Source organism: Nocardia sp. NPDC004151 (genome assembly GCF_042874235.1).
Taxonomy (GTDB): Bacteria; Actinomycetota; Actinomycetes; order Mycobacteriales; family Mycobacteriaceae; genus Nocardia.
Window position 1 is genome coordinate 195,843 of record NZ_JBIAMR010000012.1, and the last position, 21,900, is coordinate 217,742.

Consider the following 21,900-nt stretch of genomic DNA (forward strand, 5'->3'; position numbering starts at 1 on the left):
TAGATTCTGGCGGCTAGGCGGTAGTACAAAGTGTACGAGTCCACCCCCGGGGTCCTGCCGCACTCTGATCATGTGGCCGATGGCCACAGGCGGCCCCGACGGGATGCCCGATCCATAACCCTTCCGTCGGGTAGCCGTCTCCGGCTACCCGCCAGAGGGAGGACCATGGACAACGCCGTCGAAATGCCAGCGGGCCTGGACAGCTTGAGTGGCTCCGACTCCCGGAACAAGGCCGTGATCTATTTATTCCGGCCGCTGCTGACCACAAAGGCGGACCTGGATTGGGCTGAGTTCCACGCCAGGCAATGCGCGCACCAGCTCAACCTGCGGGTGGCACAGGTCCTCGTGGTCGACAACTCGCATGCCGATCGAATGGAGATGCTGTACCGGCTGCTCCGTGAGATCGATTGCGCCGTGGTTATCACCCCGAACCTGGCGCACGTGGGCGGAAATGCGCGGCGCGTAACCGCTTTCGCGGACCTCCAAACGGTCAGTCCTGTTGAGCGCCACCCCTGGCGCACCCTGCAGTCTGCTTATGAGCTGTCCACAGCCCTGGAACCCGAAAGCCACTCCGAAGCTCGGGAAGCCGAGGACGGGGCGAGGCGATAGGCGACCGAGAGCGCTTCACGCGAAGGCGTGGACCGTTGCAACCGTGCCAGCGCCTTCCGAAGACCCCAGCCGCAGGGGAGGGCTGGGGTCTTCACGTGCCTAGCAACATGTTTCGCCGCTCTGATCAAAAGGTCCTGGATGGCAATCGAAGCCTTCAACGAACGTTGGTTGGGGCGTTATAGGTCGCGCCGACGCAATCGATGCCGTTGACCGCAGCGGAAAGTTCAGCTTGCGCTACTATCCTCGACCGGGCCGCCTCAGCTCCTCGCGAGCTGCCCTACATCGAGGCCACGATCACTGCGATTGCTCGGCTGTCCTGGTGCGCAAGGCCGCCGCTCGTCCGTGAGCTGCACTTCATCGAGGCGGGACCATCGACCCTGCCGAGGCCGCCCGCTGGATCGAGGCCGCAGCTCCTCCGGGAGTTGCTCTTCATCGAGGCATCCGGAAGCGCCGAGCGATGCGCTGCCCGATCTTTGCCGCAGCTCCTCCGGGAGCTACTCTTCATCGAGGACACGTCTCTGACATTGATGGGGCGATACGCAAGGGCCGCAGCTCGTCCGTGAGCTGCACTTCATCGAGGCGCGTTGTTGCTGGTAAAGACGATTGCGTTGCCTTGCGCCGCAGCTCGTCCGCGCGCTGCTCTTCATCAAGGCGATGACTTGCTTCAGCTCAGTGCTTTTCCGGGCCCAGGCGGTACCCGAAGACCAGGCCGGCGACGGCCGCGAGCACGCAGACCACGCCGATACCGATCAACCAGAACTGGAAGAACGCCAGGCCGAGGGCGGCAATGATACCCGCGCCAGCCAGCAGGAGGCCTCATCGACCGGAAACCTCTATCTCGCAAAATGTTCCATCACCGCAGAGATCGTCAATCAGGGCCACTTCGCTGAAACTGTGATGCCGCCGGGACAATCTCGGCACTGCGAACGCAACCAAAGCCTCCCCGACGATGACTTCCGGAGCGCTGTTCGGGTACGAGGGCGACGCAGCCGCACGCTATTTCGCAGACTTCCCCATACTGGGCCCCCGTTGCGGAAGGCGTATCGGATTCCGGCACCTGCGCGCGAACTTCGTTTCGACCCGAAACTCCGCCAGCTCTCACAGCAAAAACCACCTGGCAGCAACAGGTTTCACGGGCTGACAGTGTACGGTAGAACACCAAGTGGACACCCCAAACATGGCACCGCTCGCGAACACCCACAAACGAGCAGGTCACTAAGCAATTTCGACACCCCTGCCGCAGCTCGTCTACGAGCAGTCTTCATCCAGCTGACATCACCGGTCGTGCATTCATCGAAGATAGTGCAGTGGCCGCAGCTGGTCGATGTGCTGCACTTCATCGAGGCTGGGACACCCTCGCCGCCTGGCACCAGGCGAGATCCGCCGCAACTCCTCCGGGAGTTGCTCTTCATCGGGGCATGGACCGCGTGTCCAAGGTCGAACTGCACTGGGAGCCGCCGCAGCTCCGCCGCGAGCTGCTCTTCATCGAGGCAACGCCATTCGTCAGTTCGACTCCACCTGCGGTAACGGCCGCTGCTCGTCCGCGAACGCTCTTCATCGAGGCGCGGATCGGTCCGGGGCTCGCGCCCGGGAGTGGTCACCGCCCCGGCTCCTCCAGGTAGCTGCTCTTTGTCGAGGCCGCCAGGGGGCGTGGCCGTTGAAAAGCTCGCCGGTCAGCGCCGCAGCTCCTCCCGGAGCTGCCCGTCATCGAGGCAACCATGCTCTCAATGGCATCCCGCTGTCCAAGCAGCCGCAGCTCCTTCGGGAGATGCTCTTCATCGAGGCGACCCGAACGCACCACCGCGAACGCAGAAGCAGTTGCCGCCGCAGCTCCTTCGGGAGCTGCACTTCATCGAGGGATGTCGACGCACGTCGCGTCGTCACCGAAGGCGTGCAGCGCCGCAGCTCCTCTCGGAGCTGCTCTTCATCGAGGCGAGCGGGCTTGGGGCCAGTCAGTTGCCGCTGGTTCGCCGCCGCAGCTCCTCGCGGAGCTGCCCTTCATCGAGGCCGCGCACCCGCTGGCACCCCCCGCTCGACCGCCCCGTTGCCGCAGCTCGTCCGCGAGCGGCACTTCATCGAGGCAGATCGAAGGCGGCGCTCAGCCGCGCTCTCACCCCCTGCCGCAGCTCGTCCGCGAGCTGTTCTTCATCGAGGCTCGTTGAGGATCTCGGGGAGCTCGTCACGCATCGCGGCGGGGCCGCAGTTCGTCCGCGACCTGCCCTTCATCGAGGGTGGTTCTCCTAATTCATCGAGGCCATGATCTCAAGCCGCAGCTCCTCCAGGAGCTGCTCTTCATCAAGGCAACTCCATCGATCTCGGGTCGGGTGTGGACGAGCGGCCGCAGCTCCTCGCGGAGCAGCTCTTCATCGAGGCGAATGCAACTTCGGGCCAAGCCAGGTGGTGATGCAGGCCGCAGCTCGTCCGCGAGCTGCCTTTCATCGAGGAGCCTTTCGCAAAGCTCGGCGCTTATCAACACAGAAGCGCCCCATCCGGATTGGGATGGGGCGCTTCGGGTCTTGCTTCAGCTCAGTGCTTTTCCGGGCCCAGGTGGTACTCGAAGACCAGGCCGGCGACGGCCGCGAGCACGCAGACGACGCCGATGCCGATCAGCCAGAACTGGAAGAACGCCAGGCCCAGCGCGGTGACCGAACCCGCGGCGGCCAGCAGGATGGGCCAGAACGAACCGGGCGAGAAGAAGCCCAGGTCGCCGGCGCCGTCCACGATCTCGGCCTCCTCGTAGTCCTCGGGACGCAGGTCCAGACGACGGGCGACGAAGCGGAAGTAGGTGGCCACGATCAGGGCCAGACCACCGGTCAGCACGATGGCGGTGGTGCCCGCCCACTCGACGCCGGTGCGGGACTGGCCCGTGAAGTAGCCGTAGATCACGGCCACGATCACGAAGAAGACCGTGAGCAGTTCGAAGATGCGAGCTTCGACCTTCATGTCAGTTCATCCTCACTTGGCGTCGGCGAGCTCGTTGCCGCGCGCCTTGCGGTCGGTGTTGAACGGCTTGGTGGAGGTCGCCACCGGCGACTGACCGATCGCGGAGAGCGCCTCGCCGTTGGTCTTGTGGTCCTTGATCCGCGCGTCCATGTACTTCTTGAAGTCGTCGGGCGAGACGACCCGGATCTCGAAGTTCATCATCGAGTGGAAGGTGCCGCACATCTCGGCGCAGCGGCCGACGAACGCGCCTTCCTTCTCGATCTTGGTGATCTGGAAGACGTTATCCGAGTTGTTCTGCTTCGGGTTCGGCATCACGTCGCGCTTGAACAGGAACTCCGGCACCCAGAACGAGTGGATGACGTCGGCCGCGGCCAGCTGGAACTCGATGTTCTTGCCCGAGGGCAGCACCAGGACCGGGATCTCGTTGGAGGTACCAACGGTCTCGACCTTGTCGTAGTGCAGGTAGGAGATGTCGTTCGCGGGCAGGCCGTTGTTCGGGCCCGGCTGCGGGTGGCCATCCTTGGTCGCTTCCTTGTAGCGATCCTTGATGTCCTCGTTCATGTCCTGACGCTCAGCGTCGACACCGTCGTAGACGGGCGAGCCGTCCTTCAGGTCGACCTTCTGGTAGCCGAACTTCCAGTTCCACTGGAACGCCGTCACGTCGACCACGACGTCCGGGTTCTCGACCTTCTCATGCACGTAGTTCTGCACGACGACGGTGAAGTAGAACAGCACGGCGATGATCACGAACGGGATCGCCGTGTAGCTCAGCTCCAGCGGCACGTTGTAACCGGTCTGCCGCGGGAACTCCGGGGAGTTCGCCTTCTTGCGGTGGAACGCGATGGTCCAGAAGGTCAGACCCCAGACCAGCACACCCATCGCCAGCGCGGCGAGCACGGACCAGGTCCACAGCTCGCGCATCCTGGTGGCCTGCGGCGTGATGCCCGAGGGCCAGCCGAATCGAAGCCAAACGTTGTCGATCGAGCAGCCGGAGACGAGCATCGCGGTCATCCCCAAGGACACCGCCAGCCCGGCCCGCCGAAGGATGCGGCCCCGCCGACCCTGGGCGGGTCGTGCCCCTATCGCCTCGCTCGCCTTGTGCGCCACGCTCAACGCCTTCCTGGTCGTCATTCCGACACCGCGCCGCCCGGGCTCCCTTCCGCCGGACGACACATAATCAGCACAGTTCGGGAGCTCGGGGAAGGGTACACGCGAACGCGCAACCGACCCTGAGAGTTTCCCAAGTACTACGCAGCGTAGACCAACAATGGCCCCCCGTTGCGACGGGGTCCTGTCCGACACGCTGCACCCCATTCGCCTCCGCTCCGCGTCGGCTGTTCGCAGCCCCGTCACCTCGGTCTTCCCTCCTCCGCTCCTCCGCTTCGCTCCCGTTTCCGCTCCCAGCGCGGGGAGGCGGAGCGCGGTCCGGACCGAGGCGGGCTGCGAACTTCGAAGTGTTGGATAGGGTCTGAGCGTGATCGGGCCGAGTCAGGCATACTCGGGCAGTAGGTTTCGCGTGCAGCGTGCCCGTGCGGGTACGCCCCAATCCTTATGACTCCGGAAAGAGGTTCTCGGCGCAGTGTGTGGTCTGCTCGGATTTCTGACAGCTGGCACGGCTACTACTCCGGACGGGCGGACGGTCGAGACCACCGCTGCACAGGTGTACGAGGCGCTGCACTGCCAGCGCCACCGCGGCCCGGACGAGCGCGGCACCTGGAACGACGAGCGCATGATCTTCGGCTTCAACCGCCTGTCGATCATCGATATCGAGCACTCGCACCAGCCGCTGCGCTGGGGTCCGCCGGAGAACCCCGAGCGCTACGCCATGACCTTCAACGGCGAGATCTACAACTATCTGGAGCTGCGCGCCGAGCTGAAGGAAGCCCACGAGGCCGAGTTCGGCGACCAGCCGATGTTCCGCACCGAGGGTGACGGCGAGGCCATCGTGGCCGCCTTCCACTACTGGGGCGCCAAGGCCGCGAGCCGGCTGCGCGGCATGTTCGCCTTCGCCATCTGGGACACCGAGCTGAACAAGCTGTTCCTGGCCCGCGACCCGTTCGGCATCAAGCCGCTGTTCATCGCCACCGGCGCGGGCGGCACGGCCTTCTCCAGCGAGAAGAAGAGCCTGCTGGGCCTGCTCGCCGAGCTGGAGCTGACCGACGCCCTGGATTCGCGCGCGCTCGAGCACTACACGGTGCTGCAGTACGTGCCCGAGGCCGAGACCCTGCACAAGGACATCCGCCGCCTGGAGTCGGGCTGCTACGCCTGGGTCGAGCCTGGCCGCGCCCCGCAGGTGACCCGCTACTTCAACCCGCAGTTCCGGGTGCAGAAGTTCGCGGCGGGCTCGGAGGCCAAGCGCTACAAGGAGATCGCCGAGGCGCTCGAGGACTCCGTCGCCAAGCACATGCGCGCGGACGTCACCGTCGGCGCGTTCCTGTCCGGCGGCATCGACTCCACCGCCATCGCCGCGCTGGCCATCCGCCACAACCCGAACCTGCTGACCTTCACCTCGGCGTTCGAGCGGCAGGGCTACTCGGAGGCCGACGTGGCCGCGGAGACCGCCGAGGCCATCGGCGCCAAGCACTACATCCGCATGGTCTCCCCCGAGGAGTACGCGGCCGCCATTCCCGAAATCGTCTGGTACCTCGACGAACCCGTCGCGGATCCGGCGCTGGTGCCGCTGTACTTCGTGGCCAAGGAGGCCCGTAAACACGTCAAGGTGGTGCTCTCCGGCGAGGGCTCCGACGAGCTGTTCGGCGGCTACACCATCTACCGGGAACCGCTGTCGCTCAAGCCCTTCGACTACCTGCCCAAGCCGCTGCGCAAGCTGGCGGGCAAGGTGTCGGACCGGATTCCGGAGGGCACCCGCGGCAAGAGCCTGCTGCACCGCGGCTCGCTCACCCTGGAAGAGCGCTACTACGGCAACGCGCGCAGCTTCAACGACGCCCAGTTGCGGTCGGTGCTGCGCGAGTTCCGGCCCGAGTGGACGCATCAGGACGTCACCGCCCCGATCTACGCCATGCAGGGCTACCACTGGGATCCGGTGGCGCGCATGCAGCACCTGGACCTGTTCACCTGGCTGCGCGGCGACATCCTGGTCAAGGCCGACAAGATGACCATGGCCAACTCGCTGGAACTGCGCGTCCCGTTCCTGGACCCCGAGGTGTTCAAGGTCGCCGAGAAGATCCCGGTCGACCAGAAGATCACCAAGGAGACCACCAAGTACGCGCTGCGCCGGGCGCTCACCGACATCGTGCCGCCGCACGTGCTCAATCGGGCCAAGCTGGGCTTCCCGGTGCCGCTGCGGCACTGGCTGCGCGGCCCGGAGCTCTACGATTGGGCGCGCGCCCAGATCACCGAGTCGGGCACCGACCACTTGCTCAACAAGCAGGCCATCCTGGCCATGCTGGAGGCGCACCGCACCGGTCCGGTCGACCACAGCCGCCGTCTGTGGACGCTGATCGTGTTCATGATCTGGCACGGCATCTTCGTGGAGAACCGGATCAAGCCCGAGATCCAGGAGCCGACCTACCCGGTCAACCTCTGACCTCATGCGACACACCGGAGCGCCACGCCCGTGAGGGGCGCTCCGGGCCGCGTCGTCGCAGTACGGTGCTGGCCATGAGCTACCCGTTTGCACCTCGCTCGCGTCGCCGGATGCTCGCACTGGGCGCCCGGACGCTCGGCGTGGGCGCCGCGGCCGCCCTCGGACTCGCCGCCTGCGGCACCTCGGACAACAGATCCGACGCCACCGAAACCACCCCGGCCTCCAACGACGCCAAGGACATCGCCGCCGACGCCTACGTGTTCGGCTACCCGCTGGTCCTGATGGACGTCACCCGCGAAACCGGGGGCCCGGCAAACCAATTCGTGCACCAGAACCCGCCCACCCCCGAGGTGAGGCAGGTGGTGCGGCTCAACCTCGACACCCTGTACTCGCAGGCCTGGCTGGATCTGCGGCCGGAACCGATGGTGTTGCAGGTGCCCGCGATCGAGACCGGCCGATATTGGCTCATGCAGTTCCTCGACGCCTGGTCCAATACGGTGCACGATCCCGCCAGCACCAATCCGCGCGTCAAGAACGCGCCGCAGCAGCCCCCCTACACCTATCTCGTCACCGGACCCGGCTGGAAGGGAACCGTGCCCGAGGGCATGACCCAGCTGGCCATGCCGACCGGCACCACCTGGCTGCTCGGCCGCATCGAATACCAGGGCGAGGCCGACATCGAGCATGTGCGGGCAATCCAGCACCGGTTGAAGCTGGCCCCGCTCAGCGTCTGGAATTCCGACGGGGTGCAGGGCGGTCCGGGCGCCTTGGCCGCCAGCAGCAGCGCACCCGCCCAGATGGTGGGGGCCATGGACGGGCCCACGTTCTTCGCGCGCATGTGCGCGGTCATGGCGGCCAATCCGGCCCACGAGGACGACGTCGACGCCATGAAGCGTTTCGCCACCATCGGCATCACCCCGGGCGGGGCGGCCACCGTGCCCGCGGACGTGCTCAACGCGGGCCTCGCCGACGGCCGGCGCGCGCTCACCGAGTACCGGGATCCCAAGTCGCAGTACCAGAACGGGTGGCTCTTCAATCTGGAGGTCGGCGCGTACGGCACCGACTATCCGCTGCGCGCGCAGGTGGCCGCGCTGGGCCTCGGCGCGAATCTGCCCCGGGACGCGGTGTATCCCACGATCGACGGGAATGCGGACGGAGACAGCCGGTTCCGGGTCACCTTCGCCCAGGATCAGCTACCACCGGTGGGGGCGTTCTGGTCACTCACCGCCTACGACAGCGAGTCCTACCTGGTGCAGAATTCCGCGCGCATCTACTCGGTCGGTCATCTGGTCCCGCTCTCCCCGGCCGAGGACGGCACCATCACGATCGCGGTGCAGAACGCTGAACCCGGCCCGGAGGTTCCGGCCGGGCACTGGCTGCCGATCCCGGAGTCCGGGCGGTTCTCCCTCACGCTGCGGCTGTACGCGCCGAAGGACAGCGTGCTGAACGGGAAGTGGGAGGTCCCGAAGCTGGAGAAGCTGTCCTGACCCGGGCGCGCCCGTCGTCAGCCGGCGGGCGCGTGGTGGGCGCGGGCGAGGCGGGCGCGCGCCCCCGCGATGATGGTGATGATCATGACCGTCATGACCTGGAGCGCGGTCAGGCTGACCGCCGGTTGCGGCGGCTCCGGCGCGACGAATTCGAGCGGGGGCGGAGGCGGCGGGATCGGTGCGGGCGCGGGCGGAACCGCCTCGGGCAGGGAGGCCACGACGGGCGCGGCGGCGGGGACCACCGCGGGCGCGGCCGGCGGGATCAGCAGGGGAATACCGGGTTCCGGCGCCATCGGGACGGGCAGCAGCAGCATGCAGGTCAGCAGGGCGCTGCCGGTGGCGGCGCTGCCGACCACCACGCTGCCCGCCCCGGCCGAACCCGGACCGACCAGTCCACTGGAGCCCGGGATGAAGCCGGGGCCGATCAGGCCCGAACCCATACCGCTGCCGGTGAGGATGCCCAACCCCAGTGCGGCACTGCCGACCACGGCACTCCCCGCGCAGGCGGTGAGGACGCTGCCGGAGTCGAGGCCCAGCAGGCCGCCAAGGGTGTTGGGGATGGCGATCGGGGTTGCGGGCGCTTCGGGTGCGGGTGACGCGAGATCCGGTGCCCCCGCAGTCGTTTCGCGTGGGATGTCCGGGCTGCTGCTGCCGAGGTCCAGTGCGGTCAGCGGATTCGGGCCTGCGGAGTTGCCCGTCGCGATGCGGCCGCCCGGCGGGCCCTGCGTGCCGGAATAGCTGCTGCCGGTGCCGAGTCCGAGCGCGCTGCCGGTGGGGGCGTCGATCGGCGCGGCGGTGTCGCCGGGTTCCGGCGCTCCCCCGCCCGCGCTGCCGCTGATGATCTCCCCGATCGACGGCCCCGGGTCGGCGGCGGCGACGTCGGGATGGAGGGCGAGCAGGGCCGCGGCCACCGGGACCGCCGTCACCACCGCGAATCCTCGTGCTGTTCTTCGGTTTCCGTTCACGGTGCCTCCGAAAAAGCCGGGCGGGTTACGCGGGTGCGCCGGTCAGCGGGGACTGCCGCCGCTGGACGGCGTTTCCGCGGCGATGTGCTGGAAGCGCGCGAGGGCGAGTTCGTAGGCGTCCTTGGCGACGTGATTGCCGCCGGAGAAGGGCCGATCGAGCTGATAGACGGCCACGATGACCGCGCCGATCACCAGACCGAACAGACCGGTCATCAGGATGCTGCGCTTGGTGACGACGACACCGGAGAACACGGTGCCGAACAGCAGCATGCCGGTCGCGAACCACAGGGCCACATAAAGGAATCCGGGCAGTCGGTACCCCGCGTCCAAACCGCGGTCGTAGCGGGCGTCGGTGATCGCCTCGACCGCGGTGGCCGCCTTGTCCTGGGTGGCCTTGGCGGCCGGGTCGGTGGCGGGCACGGCGTCCACGGCCTCGCGCAGATCGTCCAGGGTGGACTGCGCGGCCGGGCTCAGGCGGCGCTGCTCGTCCATCACCTTCCACTCGTCGCCGATCACCTGCTTGGCGTAGGCGGTCGCCAGGGCCTGAATCTGCTTGCGGTCCTGTTCGGGCATGCCGTTGGCGGTCTCGTAGACAGTGACCAGCGCCTTGCCCTCGGCCACCGTGTGCGCGTGCGAGGTGTCGTACTGCTGCCACAGGATCACCACCACGAAGGCCACGATCGCGGCGAAGAACATGTTGACCATGTCCAAGGTCATGGAGCCCGCGGCGGAATCGTCGCTGTGCCGCCAGGACCTCGGGCGCACCCGGTCCCCCAGCACCAGGATCCCCACCGCGATGCCCGCGAAGAGTGTCAATACCCCCAGCTGCAACAGAATTCCGAGCATTTCGCGACTCCGTTCCGGCCGGGTGGATCCGATCAGAAGGTATTCGCGGCCACGGGTCGGTCGGATTGTGAACAGAGGACGAACTGTTATACGAGTGTCCGAATCCCAACCCCGCCAAGGCCGGAACGCGTTGTTCGGCCCACGCTCAGCGACCGAACGACAACACCGCCGCGGCCAGGGTGACACTCAATTCCAGTGCGGCACCGAGCACATCGCCGTTCAACCCCCCGAACCGCCGCACACAATGCCGCACCAGCACCATGGCCCCCACCAGCCCCAGCACCACCGCCACCGGCCCCTGCCAGTGATCGCCGGTCGCGAACGCCGCTGCGACACAGGCGATCACACCCCACCCATACCCTGTCACCGGCGATTGCGTCCCCGCCACCAACGCCCCGAACCCGGCCCCCGGCGCCGCCTCGATCCCCCTCCGACACGCCAGCACCACCGCGACCCGCCCGACGGCGACGGCCACGACAACCGCCGCCCACCGCCCCTGCTCGGCCAGCGCCCCGAGCGAAACCGCCTGAATGGCAACAGCGAACACCAACGCCGCCACCCCGAACGGCCCCGCCCCGCCACTCTTCATGATCTCGCGAGCCCGCTCCGGCGGACCGTAGCTCCCGAGCCCATCCATGGTGTCGGCCAGCCCGTCGACGTGCATCCCGCGCGTGATCAACGCGAGCCCGGCCACCACGACAAACCCGGCCAACAGCCCCGAGGCCCCGAGTTCGCCGAGCCCCCAAAGCAATCCGGCCGCCCCGCCGCCGAGCAACACCCCGACTACCGGAGCCCACCCGATCGCCCCAGCAGCAACCGACCGGTCGACTTCATCCGGCCCTCGAACCGGCAGCACCGTCAGCCAGGACACCGCCAGCCGAAGCCCGTTCACAGATCAGGCCTCAGCGGCTTCCGCGTCGGCGTCGGCGGTGCTGACTCCGGCTTCGGCGAAGGTGGCCATCTCGCCGAGGGTGGCGACGGCGGCACGCAGCAGCGGGAGGGCGGCGACCGCGCCGGAGCCCTCGCCCAGGCGCATCGTCATGTCGACGAGCGGCTCGAGGTCGAGGCGCTTGAGGGCGATGGTGTGGGAGGGCTCGCTGGAGCGGTGGCCCGCCACCCACCAGGCGCGGGCGCCGGGGGCGAGCTGGTCGGCGACCAGGGCGGCGGCGGTCACCACGACTCCGTCGAGGATGACCGGGGTGCGACGGGCCGCGGCGCGGGCCAGGAAGCCCGCCATGGCGGTCAGGTCCGCGCCGGAGGCGGTGCGCAGCAGGGCGACCGGGTCCTTGAGGACGGGACGGGCGCGCCACATGGCGTCGCGGATGGCGGCGGTCTTGCGGATCCAGCCCGCGTCGTCGACGCCGGTGCCGCGGCCGACCGCCACCACCGGCTCGGTGTCGGTGATGGCCGCGATCAGCACGGTGGCGGGCGTGGTGTTGCCGATGCCCATGTCGCCGGCGATGAGAAGGTCGGCGCCGGAATCGATTTCCTCGTCGGCGATGCTCGCGCCGGCCGCCAGCGCCGCCTGCACCTCGGCCTCGGTCAGCGCGTCCTCGCGGTCGATGGAGCCGCTGGAGCGCCGCACCTTGTGCCGCGAGATCTCCGGCGCGGTGTCGCCGTCCACGGAGATGTCGGCCACCCGCACGGTGGCATCGGCCAAGCGCGCCATCACATTCACGGCCGCGCCGCCGTGCACGAAGTTGGCGACCATCTGCCCGGTCACCTCGCTCGGGTACGCCGACACACCGTGCTGCGCCACGCCGTGGTCCCCGGCGAACACCACCACGCGGGCCCGCTCGAACTGCTTGGGCGGGCACACGCCCTGGCACGCCGCGACCCAGTTGGCCAGCTGCTCCAGCCGGCCCAATGCCCCTGCGGGCTTGGTCAATTGCGCCTGCCGCTCCTCGGCGGCGGCCCACACCAGCGGATCGGGTCCGGTCACGGGTCCGAACGAGATGCGGGCGGGCTTGGTCAGCACCGGCGCGCTCTGGGCTCCGTCGTCCACCGGGCCCGCGACCGCCGAGTCACCGGTCTCGCCGTCAGCGGACGCGGCGCCCGGGGTGGCGGCCGCAGCAGCGACGGCGGCAGTCCCGGCAGCCGGAGACGCTGCGCTCGCCGAGCCGAGTTCCGAACCGCCGGTTCCACTTTCGACAGCTTCTTCCCGTCGGACGGACCCACCGTCAGCGGCGGCCGAACCGACGACGTTCGCCGAAACGGGCTCCACCGCAACCGGATCCGTTCTGTTGATCGACGAAGTCGCCACGGCGAGTGATGAATCCGTTCCGGCGGCATCCGACAGCGCGGCGGCGGAGACGACCGCGCGGTCGGGCTTGACCCGCACCGGCTGCCCGGCGACCACGAGGAAGACCTCGTCGCACACCTCGGCGAGGCGCTGGTTCAGGGTCCCGATCTCGTCACGGAACAGACGCCCGGAGGCGGTGGCGGGAATGACGCCGAGCCCCACCTCGGGGCTGACGATGATCAACCGCTGCCCATAGCCGGAGACAGCGGCGACGAGCGCGTCGATGTCCGGGGCGACGGTGCCGCGCGGCGATTCCCAGGCGGCGCGGGCATCGATGCGCCCGGTCAGCCAGGTGCCGAGGTCGTCGACGAGGGTGGCGGAGGCGGGCTCGCGCAGCGCGGCGATCGGATCGCCCTCCACGATGGTCCAGGTCGCGGGCCGTCGGGCCCGGTGCGCCGCAATGCGTTCGGCGAAGTCGGCGTCGGCGGGGTCGACCGCGGCGGTGGCGACGTACCGCACCGCCTCCGACGCGACGAGCTGTTCCGCGAAGGCCGACTTGCCGGACCGGGCGCCACCGAGCACCAGGGTCCGCAGCGGCCGATCGGTTGTCTGAGCACTGTGCGACACGTCAGCACGGTATCAACTGTGCCGGTGCTCCGGCCGAGTAGGCACGGCCATCCCGTGTGCGGGCGTCAGTAGTTCTTCTCGTTGTGCACGCACTGCACCTTCAGGTCCTCGGCCGTGTACGACCAATCGGTCCCCTGCGGGCAGTCCGAGCCGTGCGCCACGCTGGCGATGATCTTGCCGTCGTGCCGCGTGGAGCAGGCCACCACCGTGTCGTGGTTACCGGTCGAACCGCCGACGATGCACTCCCCCACCGCGGTGCGCGGATCCGTGCATCCCGCCGTCGCCGACACAGCCAGCACCGCCAGCGGCACCGCCGCGATCATCACTGCCCACCGCATGAGTGCGCATCGTAACGGCCCGGGCCCGCTCAGGAGACCCTGGCGCCGAACCGCCGCCGATACTCCACCGGCGCGATCCCCACCAACCGCTGGAAGTGATGCCGCAGCAGCGCCCCCGACCCGAATCCGCAACGGTGGGACAGCGATTCGAGGTCCAGGTCGGTGTCTTCCAGGAGCTGTTTGGCCAGCAGCACCCGCTGCCCGGTCAGCCACTTCACCGGCGTGGTCCCGGTCTCGGCGGCGAAGCGCCGCGCGAAGGTGCGCGTCGACATGGAACTGCGTGCCGCCAGCGATTCCACCGAGTGCGGCAGGTCCAGGTGCTCGCCCATCCAGTGCAGGGTCTCGCTGAGACCCTCGGATTCGCAGGCCACGACCGGCCGCTCGATGAACTGCCGTTGTCCGCCGTCACGCTGCGGCGGGACCACCATGCGCCGGGCGATGGCATTGGCGACGCTGCTGCCCAGTTCGCGGCGCACCAGGTGCAGGCAGGCGTCGATGCCCGCGGCGGTGCCCGCGCTGGTGATGAGATTGCCCTCGTCGACGAACAGCACGTCCGGGTCGACGGTGGCGAGCGGGAACTGTTCGGCCAGCAGGTCGACGTAATGCCAGTGGGTGGTGCATGTGCGCCCGTCGAGCAGTCCGGCCGCGCCCGCCAGGAACGCCCCCGAGCACACGGTCAGCACGGTGGCCCCGGCCGCGGCGGCGTCGCGCACGGCGTCGATGACCCGGGCGTCGATCTTCGCCGCGCCGTCGCGGATCGGAAAGGCCGGAATGGCAACCAGATCCGCGTCGCGCAGTTCCTCGAGCCCGTAGTCGGGGGTGACGTGGATGCCTGGTGAACTGGACTTCAGCGGTTTCCCGGGTTCGAGGCCGCAGACCCGGAAGTCGAAGGCGGGCAGGCCCTGCGCGGTGCGGTCGAGCCCGAAAACCTCACAGACCACACCGAATTCGAACATGGCGAGGTTGTCGTTGAGTACGACGGCGACCTTGGAGAGCATGTCGCGATCCCATCTGGCCGGATTTTTGCGAACTATGTCAGAACAGCCACTGTTGGCCGAAAGTTCCCTACAGGAAACTTACTGCCATGGATGCACTGTCCGCAATCGTCGCAGCCGGAACCGCGATCACCGCGCTCGGCACCCTGACCTTCGGCCTCATGGCCGCAGACACCACCGCACACCTCGACGAGGAAGAGGCCCGCGCATGACCGCCATCACCTCCGGACACGGCCACTACCGCTCCGCGACCGCCACCGCCCGCGTCGGCCTCGCCGTCCGCCGGATCACCGCCCTGCTCGCCGCGGCCGGCCGCGCCGTCCCGCTGCACCGCGAGAACACCTGGGAATTCGCGGGCTCGACGAATGTGGTCGATCGCGACCACGCCCGCGTCGCCCAGGAATTGCGCGCGCTCTCGGCCCACCGAGAGCACAACTGATCGCTAGACCGCGTCGCCTGGGTTCACCTGCGGCTTCGGCGCGCGCATGCGCCGCACCTGCGAGGCGCGCACGAAGGCGTACCAACCCAGCGAGAACGAGGAATCGGTGCTGTCCGGGAAACGCTCCCGGACCCGGTTGCTCACGATCCGACCGAGCACCACGCCCTCGATGATCATGAACAGCATCATCACCAGCATGGCCAACGTCACGATCGCCTGCAGCGCGGGCGAGAGGATCATGCTCAGGATCAGCACCAGCGCCAGCGGCATGAACAGGCCGAGCAGGTTGCGGCGGGCGTCGACGATGTCGCGCACGTACTTCTTGACCGGGCCCTTGTCGCGCGGGAGCAGGTACTGCTCGTCACCGGCGAGCATGCGGGCGCGGCGGTTGTTGACGTCGGCGCGACGCTCGGCCGAGGACGCCTTGCGCTCCTCCTTGGTGCCGCGCAGCGCCTTGCGGCGGGCCCGGGCCTCCTTGGCGGTCTTGGGTGCGGGCGCGACCGGACCGCGGCGGCGACCCTGCGCCTCGCGGCGCGTCGGGGTCGGACGCCCTTTACCCAGGGTGACGGTCGTGTCCGCCACCGCGGCACCGGCGTCGGTGCTGGTGCTGTCGGAGGTGGGGGTGGACTCGCCACGGCGCAGGAACTTCACGCCGACCAGGCTAACAATCCCGCCTTCCCGAGTCTTCAGCGCCCAGCTGAGAGCCGTTTTCCGGCATGCATGCGGGCCGGCGGTCGAGAGCCGACCCGATTCTGGACATCCCCGGCGAGTTGCCCTCGCCACCCGAAATCAGTTGTCACCTCGGCACACCCCGGAGCTATTTGTCAGCGACGACGCAGCCTGACCGTTCCGGCGAATAAGCGCCGCGTACGATAGGGAATAGTCGCCCGCCGACGGGTGTTGACAGGCTTCGAGCCATACCCTCACGGGCTGGCCCACACGCCACCACAAATGGGTCCCTTAGGAGAGTTCATGACTGTTGAGAACGAGACCACCACCCATGGTGCGACTCTGACCGAGGCCGCCGCCCTCAAGGCGAAGGCGCTGCTGGACCAGGAAGGCCGCGACGACCTCGCCCTTCGCATCGCGGTTCAGCCCGGTGGCTGCGCGGGCCTGCGCTACCAGCTCTTCTTCGACGACCGCACCCTCGACGGCGACCTGGTCGTGGAGTTCAACGGTGTGAAGCTCGCGGTCGACCGCATGAGCGCTCCCTACATCCAGGGCGCCTCGATCGACTTCGTCGACACCATCGAGAAGCAGGGCTTCACCATCGACAACCCGAACGCCACCGGCTCCTGTGCCTGCGGCGACAGCTTCAACTGAGCTAGCTCCCGAGTTAGCACCGCGCAGCGCGGAACATCTCCCGGGATGTTCCGCGCTGTCGCGTGTCCGGTTATTTTCATAGGTGCGGACCATTTTCGGGACGCCTCCCCCACTCGAAGGATTCACCCGTGACCATCGCCGTGTCCGCGTCCATCGCGACCGATCACCTCATGCGCTTTCCGGGCAAGTTCTCCGATGTGCTGCTGGCAGATCAGCTGCAGCACGTGTCGCTCAGCTTCCTCGTCGATGATCTGATGATCCGCAAGGGCGGCGTCGCGGGCAACATCAGCTACGCCATGGGCGTGCTGGGCCGCACCCCGCTGCTGGTGGGCGCGGTCGGCCAGGACTGGGGCGACTACCGGAAGTGGCTGGAGGACAACGGCGTCGACTGCTCCGCGGTCCGCGTGTCCACGACCGCGCACACCGCGCGCTTCGTCTGCACCACCGACGAGACCATGGCGCAGATCGCGTCGTTCTACCCCGGCGCGATGGCCGAGGCCCGCGAGATCGACATCACCGAGCTGGCCGCCGGCCGCGAACTGGAGCTGGTGCTGATCGGCGCCGACGACCCGGAAGCCATGCTGGCCCACACCGACCAGTGCCGCGCCGCCGGAATCCCGTTCGCCGCCGACCCCTCCCAGCAGCTGGCCTTCCTCGACGGCGAGACCATCCTGCGCCTGATCGACGGCGCGGACTACCTGTTCACCAACGAGTACGAGTGGGGCATCCTGCTCCAGAAGACCGGTCTGTCCGAGGCCGAAGTCGCTGAGCGCGTGGGCATCCGCGTCACCACCCTGGGCGCGAAGGGCGCCAAGATCGTCGACCGCGACGGCTCCGAGCTGTTCGTGGACGTGGTCCCCGACATGGCCAAGGAGGACCCGACCGGCGTCGGCGACGGCTTCCGCGCGGGCTTCCTGACCGGCCGCTCCGCGGGCCTGTCCCTGGAGCGCTCGGCCCAGCTGGGTTCGCTGGTCGCGGTGCACGTGCTGGAAACCGTTGGGCCGCAGGACTGGACCCTGGACCACGATGTGGCGATGAAGCGCCTGCGCGAGGCGTACGGCGCCGAGGCCGCGAACGAGATCGAGCCCATTCTGCGCTGACGGCCACTGCGCCGCCGAACACCGACAGCCGCACGCTGATCCGATCAGCGTGCGGCTTTCCGCGCTACCGGCCGCCGTTCCGGATCGCCGCGGTCCCGTTGCCGGTCCGGGTTCGGACGAAGCCGGTCCGGGTTCGGACGAACGCGTCGCCCGCAATACGCTGTGAGGCATGTCCTCCGACGACCGTCTGTACTTCCGCCAGTTGCTCTCCGGCCGCGACTGGGCCGTGGGCGACCCGATCGCCACCCAGATGCGCAACTTCGCCTACCTGATCGGGGATCGGGATACCGGCGAATGCGTGGTCGTCGACCCCGCCTACGAGGCGGCGCAGCTGGTGGAGATCGCCGAGGCGGACGACATGCGCCTGACCGGAGTCCTGGCCACCCACCACCACCCCGACCACGTCGGCGGTTCGATGATGGGCTTCACCCTGCGCGGCGTGAAGGAGCTGCTGGAGAAGACCGACGTGGCCGTCCACGTCAATGCCGAGGAATTGCCGTGGGTGGCCAATGTCACCGGCATCGCCCCCTCCGAGCTCACCGGCCACTCCCACGGCGACAAGGTCGCGGTCGGCGGCTTCGAGATCGAACTGCTGCACACCCCCGGCCACACCCCCGGCAGCCAGTGCTTCCTCTTCGAGGACCGCCTCATCGCCGGCGACACCCTCTTCGTCGACGGCTGCGGCCGCACCGACTTCCCCGGCGGCGACTCCGACGCCATGTTCCGCAGCCTGCGCTACCTCGCGGACCTGAAATCCAACCCGACGGTCTTCCCGGGCCACTGGTACTCGGAGGAACCCAGCGCCTCGCTGTCGCACATCCGCGACCACAACTACGTGATGCGCCCCCAGACTCTGGAGCAGTGGCACATGTTCATGCCCAGCTGAGCTCGGCGCGCGATCGGCGGCACTGTCGCGCCCCCGGCCAACGGGCTCCATGGGCCGCCGACAGCAGCCTGTTCGTGCGCGGTCGGCGAGTCGTGGCCCGCGCCCGGCTGCTGTCCGGATTCGCGTTCGTCGGTGAGCATCTCGAGTCGTCGATCATGCAGCGCAACCACCGCAGGTGGCCTTCGCGCGCAGCCGGCGACTCGCTCCAGCGCCGACCGACATCCCGGCGGGCACTGCCGCTATAGCCCCTCATGCACCACGCCCGCCCCGAAACTCTTTCGGGGCGGGCGTGTTTCGTCCGTTCGGGCAGCGCCCGAGCTATGCCATGGTGCGCAGCCAGCCGTGGCTGTCGGCGAAGGTGCCGCGCTGGATGCCGGTGAGGGTGTCGCGCAGGGCCATGGTGACCTCGCCGGGTTCGCCGGTGCCGATGGTGAATTCGCCCTCGGCGGAGCGGACCGAACCGACCGGGATGACGACGGCGGCGGTGCCGCAGCCGAAAACCTCGGTGATCTCACCGGATTCGACGCCCTCGCGCCATTCCTCGACGGAGATCCTGCGCTCCTCCACCTTGTAGCCGGAGTCGGCGGCCAGGGTGATCAGCGAGTCGCGGGTGATGCCGGGTAGCAGGGAGCCGGACAGTTCCGGGGTCACCAGCCGCGCGTCGGAGCCGCTGCCGAAGACGAAGAACAGGTTGTTGGTGCCCATCTCCTCGACGTAGCGGTGCTCACACGCGTCCAGCCACACCACCTGGTCGCAGCCCTTCTCCGAGGCCTGCTGCTGGGCGAGCAGGGAGGCGGCGTAGTTGCCCGCCACCTTGGCCTCGCCGGTGCCGCCGGGAGCGGCGCGCACGAACTCGGTGGACAGCCACACCTTGACCGGCTTCAGCCCGCGCGGGAAGTACGCGCCGGCCGGGCCGCCGAGCAGCAGGTACTTGTAGGCGGAGGCGGGCTTCACGCCCAGGCCGACCTCGGTGGAGAACATGAACGGCCGCAGGTACAGCGCGTCCTCGCCGCCCGCGGCGGGCACCCAGTCGCCGTCCACCTCGAGCAGCTGGCGGATCGATTCGACGAACAGCTCCTCGGGCAGCTCCGCCATCGCCATGCGGGCCGCCGACCGGCGGAAACGCGCGGCATTGGCGTCGACGCGGAAGGTCGCGATGGAGCCGTCGGCCTGCCGGTACGCCTTGAGACCCTCGAAGATCGCCTGGCCGTAGTGGAACACCATGGTGGCCGGGTCCATCGCCATCGGCCCGTAGGGCTCGACGCGACCGTTGGTCCACTGTCCGTCCACATAATCCAGCGACACCATGTGATCGGTGAAGTACCGCCCGAACCCGGGCTCCGCGAGAATCTCCTGGCGCCGCTGCGCCGAAACGGGCGCGGGATGCGGGACACGGGTGAATTGCGCGGCAAGTGTCATGACCGGGAGTCTAATTCGCCGCCCTCGACACGCCGGTGCGGGCCCTTACGGACCGTTCACCCTCCCGCCGTCGCCCAGGCCGCTGGCTAGGGTGGGCGGCGTGTATCCGGAGCCTCCGCTGACGCAGCCGCCCCGTTCGAACCGCCCCCTGGTGATCGCGTTGATCGCCGTCAGCGTGCTGGGCCTGGTCGCCATCCTCGTCGTCGCGGCCCTCACCCCCGCCCACACCATCCCCGGAACCGCCCTGCCCGCCGACGACTACGGCCCCCAGGACACCGCCACCCACACCACCGCGCCGACCACCACCACGACCGGCGCCGCCAAACCCCAGATCGCGTCCCTGACCCCCGGCTGGCAGACCGCCTACTCCATCAACCGCAACGCCGGCTACGACACACCCCAGAACTGGACGGTCCCGAGCCCGGACACCATCGTCGGCTACGAGGGCGGCGGCGGCCGCGTGGTCATGAGCGGCGCGGCGGAATGGCAACCCAAGTCCTGCGACGGCCATCACACCATGGCCCTCGCGGGCGTGACCGGCTCCAAACTGGGCGACACCGCCGCCGCGGCCAAGGACATCGCGACCAGCTGGGCCAAGGTCGCGGCCTCCAACGACGACCGCCCCAACTCCACCTACGCCCTCTCCCCCGCCGAAACCCTCACCGTCCAGGGCAAACCCGCCGCCCACGTCACCGCCACCCTGGCCAATCCGGGCCCGAACGACTGCTCCCACCCCGCAGCGTCAGTCGTCCACACCATCGCTGTCCCCGGCAACAAGGGCCAATCCGTGGTGATGGTCATTTACGCCGACCAGAACGTCGACGGCGCGGTCACCGACGACACCCTTCGGCAGATGTACAACACGCTCCGTCCGGCCGGACTGGCCGTCGCGGACTGCAAGCAGGACAACGAGGTCGTCGGCACCTGGTGCGGGTGAGTTCACCCGGACGCCGAACGATGAACGCCGCAGCCGGTTGTCTCGACTGCGGCGTTCATCGCTACGAGCGAAGCTCCTTCAGGCAGTGCGGGTTTCGACGAACGGCGGGCGGATGACCTCGCAGCGCAGGCGACGGCCGCGGACGTCGACCTCGACCTGGTCGCCGGGCTCGAGGCCCGCGGCGGTGTCGAGCAGGGCCAGGGCGATGCCGACCTTGAGGGTGGGCGAGAAGGTGCCGGAGGTGGTTTCGCCGACCTGCTCGTCACCGCGCATCACGGCCTGGCCCTGACGCAGCACACCCTTGTCGATGGCCTTGAGGCCCAGCAGGGTTCGGCGCGGACCGGCGGCCTTCTCGGCGTCGAGCGCCTCTTTGCCCCAGAATTCCGGCTTCTTCCAGCCGACCGCCCAGCCGGTACGGGCCTGCAGCGGCGAAATGTCCACGGACAGTTCGTGTCCGTGCAGCGGGTAACCCATCTCGGTGCGCAGCGTGTCGCGCGCGCCCAGCCCGGCGGGCTGGCCGCCGGCGGCCTGCACCTCGCTGGTCAGCGCCCGGAACACGGCCTCGGCGTCCTCCCAGCGGGGCAGCAGCTCGTAGCCGTGCTCGCCGGTATAGCCGGTGCGGCACACCCGGATCGGTCGGCCGTCCCACTCGGCGTCGGCGTAGGCCATGTACTCCATGTCGGTGGGCAGCCCCAGCTTGGCCAGCACCTCGGCCGACCGCGGCCCCTGCACCGCGAACACGGCGTACCCGCGGTGCTCGTCGGTGATGGTGAGCCCCTCCGGCGCGACCTTCTGCATCTCGGCCACAACCGCGGCGGTGTTCGCCGCGTTCGGCACGAGGAAGATCTCGTCGTCGCTCACGTAGTAGGCGATGAGGTCGTCGATGACCCCGCCTTCGGGCGTGCAGCACAGGGTGTACTGCGCCTTGCCGGGCCGAATCCGGTTCAGGTCATTGGTGAGCGCCGAGTTCACGAACGCCGCGGCCCCCGCGCCCTTGACCGTCGCCTTCCCGAGGTGGCTGACGTCGAACAGCCCCACGGTGGTGCGCACGGCGGTGTGCTCGCCGACCGTCCCCGCGTACGAAACCGGCATCTCCCACCCCCCGAACGGAGCGAAGGTAGCGCCCAGCTCGACATGGACGGCGTGGATGGGTCCCTGCAGCAGCTTCTCGTCGGTCACCGGGGCAGTTTATCCGTC

General features: G+C 68.7%; 21 protein-coding genes. 9 read left to right on the forward strand and 12 right to left on the reverse strand.

Annotation, left to right across the window (positions count from 1 at the left end; translation table 11 throughout):
• Positions 1–165 precede the first annotated feature (165 nt).
• Positions 166–609 carry a hypothetical protein gene (locus ACFYTS_RS25810; RefSeq protein WP_387307723.1) on the forward strand — a complete coding sequence of 148 codons (444 nt, stop codon included), beginning with the start codon at positions 166–168 and terminating at the stop codon, positions 607–609.
• Positions 610–1,278: 669 nt separating this feature from the next.
• Here ACFYTS_RS25810 and ACFYTS_RS25815 read toward each other — a convergent pair.
• From ACFYTS_RS25815 to ACFYTS_RS25825, 3 genes are all read right to left on the reverse strand, one after another.
• Positions 1,279–1,419, reverse strand: a complete 141-nt coding sequence (locus ACFYTS_RS25815) for a cytochrome c oxidase subunit 4 (protein ID WP_387307797.1) — start codon at positions 1,417–1,419, stop codon at positions 1,279–1,281.
• 1,716 nt (positions 1,420–3,135) lie between these two features.
• The gene (locus ACFYTS_RS25820; RefSeq protein WP_379171300.1) at positions 3,136–3,552 is read right to left on the reverse strand and encodes a cytochrome c oxidase subunit 4; all 417 of its coding nucleotides are present in this window, start codon (positions 3,550–3,552) and stop codon (positions 3,136–3,138) included.
• A gap of 12 nt (positions 3,553–3,564) precedes the next feature.
• Positions 3,565–4,563 (reverse strand): cytochrome c oxidase subunit II, encoded by a 999-nt coding sequence (locus ACFYTS_RS25825; protein ID WP_357286709.1) that lies wholly within the window; start codon positions 4,561–4,563, stop codon positions 3,565–3,567.
• 568 nt (positions 4,564–5,131) lie between these two features.
• On the opposite strand from ACFYTS_RS25825, the gene asnB reads away from it, so the two are divergent.
• Together asnB and ACFYTS_RS25835 are read left to right on the forward strand one after the other, a co-directional pair.
• Positions 5,132–7,099, forward strand: a complete 1,968-nt coding sequence (gene asnB / locus ACFYTS_RS25830) for an asparagine synthase (glutamine-hydrolyzing) (protein ID WP_387307726.1) — start codon at positions 5,132–5,134, stop codon at positions 7,097–7,099.
• A gap of 74 nt (positions 7,100–7,173) precedes the next feature.
• Entirely contained in the window at positions 7,174–8,586 is a 1,413-nt protein-coding gene (locus ACFYTS_RS25835) for a DUF1254 domain-containing protein (protein WP_387307728.1), read from the forward strand.
• Between the two features lie 17 nt (positions 8,587–8,603).
• On the opposite strand, the gene ACFYTS_RS25840 is transcribed toward ACFYTS_RS25835, so the two are convergent.
• The 6 genes from ACFYTS_RS25840 to ACFYTS_RS25865 all read right to left on the reverse strand — a co-directional run bounded on the left by ACFYTS_RS25840 (position 8,604) and on the right by ACFYTS_RS25865 (position 14,602).
• Positions 8,604–9,515 (reverse strand): hypothetical protein, encoded by a 912-nt coding sequence (locus ACFYTS_RS25840; RefSeq protein WP_387307730.1) that lies wholly within the window; start codon positions 9,513–9,515, stop codon positions 8,604–8,606.
• Between the two features lie 78 nt (positions 9,516–9,593).
• Positions 9,594–10,397, reverse strand: coding sequence for a DUF4239 domain-containing protein (locus ACFYTS_RS25845; protein WP_387307732.1), 804 nt, complete (start codon positions 10,395–10,397; stop codon positions 9,594–9,596).
• Between the two features lie 145 nt (positions 10,398–10,542).
• Positions 10,543–11,289 carry an adenosylcobinamide-GDP ribazoletransferase gene (locus tag ACFYTS_RS25850; protein ID WP_387307734.1) on the reverse strand — a complete coding sequence of 249 codons (747 nt, stop codon included), beginning with the start codon at positions 11,287–11,289 and terminating at the stop codon, positions 10,543–10,545.
• A 3-nt stretch (positions 11,290–11,292) separates the two neighbouring features.
• Positions 11,293–13,266, reverse strand: a complete 1,974-nt coding sequence (gene cobT, locus ACFYTS_RS25855) for a nicotinate-nucleotide--dimethylbenzimidazole phosphoribosyltransferase (protein ID WP_387307736.1) — start codon at positions 13,264–13,266, stop codon at positions 11,293–11,295.
• Positions 13,267–13,331: 65 nt separating this feature from the next.
• The gene (locus ACFYTS_RS25860) at positions 13,332–13,604 is read right to left on the reverse strand and encodes a hypothetical protein (protein ID WP_387307738.1); all 273 of its coding nucleotides are present in this window, start codon (positions 13,602–13,604) and stop codon (positions 13,332–13,334) included.
• Positions 13,605–13,633: 29 nt separating this feature from the next.
• The gene (locus ACFYTS_RS25865; RefSeq protein ID WP_357286467.1) at positions 13,634–14,602 is read right to left on the reverse strand and encodes a helix-turn-helix domain-containing protein; all 969 of its coding nucleotides are present in this window, start codon (positions 14,600–14,602) and stop codon (positions 13,634–13,636) included.
• Positions 14,603–14,688: 86 nt separating this feature from the next.
• Here ACFYTS_RS25865 and ACFYTS_RS25870 point away from each other — a divergent pair, with 86 nt between their 5' ends.
• Positions 14,689–14,811, forward strand: coding sequence for a hypothetical protein (locus ACFYTS_RS25870; RefSeq protein ID WP_379107649.1), 123 nt, complete (start codon positions 14,689–14,691; stop codon positions 14,809–14,811).
• Positions 14,808–15,038, forward strand: a complete 231-nt coding sequence (locus ACFYTS_RS25875) for a hypothetical protein (protein ID WP_387307741.1) — start codon at positions 14,808–14,810, stop codon at positions 15,036–15,038. Before ACFYTS_RS25870 ends, ACFYTS_RS25875 begins: the two co-directional genes overlap by 4 nt.
• Before the next feature lie 3 nt (positions 15,039–15,041).
• Here ACFYTS_RS25875 and ACFYTS_RS25880 read toward each other — a convergent pair whose 3' ends face one another.
• Entirely contained in the window at positions 15,042–15,689 is a 648-nt protein-coding gene (locus ACFYTS_RS25880; protein WP_357286458.1) for a DUF3043 domain-containing protein, read from the reverse strand.
• 321 nt (positions 15,690–16,010) lie between these two features.
• Between ACFYTS_RS25880 and ACFYTS_RS25885 the strand changes: the two genes are divergently transcribed.
• The 3 genes from ACFYTS_RS25885 (at position 16,011) to ACFYTS_RS25895 (ending at position 18,347) form a co-directional block, all read left to right on the forward strand.
• Positions 16,011–16,361 (forward strand): iron-sulfur cluster assembly accessory protein, encoded by a 351-nt coding sequence (locus ACFYTS_RS25885; RefSeq protein WP_040815950.1) that lies wholly within the window; start codon positions 16,011–16,013, stop codon positions 16,359–16,361.
• A 128-nt stretch (positions 16,362–16,489) separates the two neighbouring features.
• The gene (locus ACFYTS_RS25890; RefSeq protein ID WP_357286456.1) at positions 16,490–17,461 is read left to right on the forward strand and encodes a carbohydrate kinase family protein; all 972 of its coding nucleotides are present in this window, start codon (positions 16,490–16,492) and stop codon (positions 17,459–17,461) included.
• 169 nt (positions 17,462–17,630) lie between these two features.
• Positions 17,631–18,347 (forward strand): MBL fold metallo-hydrolase, encoded by a 717-nt coding sequence (locus tag ACFYTS_RS25895; protein WP_379107653.1) that lies wholly within the window; start codon positions 17,631–17,633, stop codon positions 18,345–18,347.
• Between the two features lie 318 nt (positions 18,348–18,665).
• Here the strand turns inward: ACFYTS_RS25895 and ACFYTS_RS25900 are convergent, their stop codons facing one another.
• Positions 18,666–19,766, reverse strand: a complete 1,101-nt coding sequence (locus ACFYTS_RS25900; RefSeq protein ID WP_387307744.1) for a branched-chain amino acid aminotransferase — start codon at positions 19,764–19,766, stop codon at positions 18,666–18,668.
• Positions 19,767–19,866: 100 nt separating this feature from the next.
• Between ACFYTS_RS25900 and ACFYTS_RS25905 the strand changes: the two genes are divergently transcribed.
• The gene (locus ACFYTS_RS25905) at positions 19,867–20,703 is read left to right on the forward strand and encodes a hypothetical protein (RefSeq protein WP_387307746.1); all 837 of its coding nucleotides are present in this window, start codon (positions 19,867–19,869) and stop codon (positions 20,701–20,703) included.
• A 78-nt stretch (positions 20,704–20,781) separates the two neighbouring features.
• On the opposite strand, the gene gcvT is transcribed toward ACFYTS_RS25905, so the two are convergent.
• Positions 20,782–21,882, reverse strand: coding sequence for a glycine cleavage system aminomethyltransferase GcvT (gene gcvT / locus ACFYTS_RS25910; RefSeq protein ID WP_357286445.1), 1,101 nt, complete (start codon positions 21,880–21,882; stop codon positions 20,782–20,784).
• Positions 21,883–21,900: the final 18 nt, after the last annotated feature.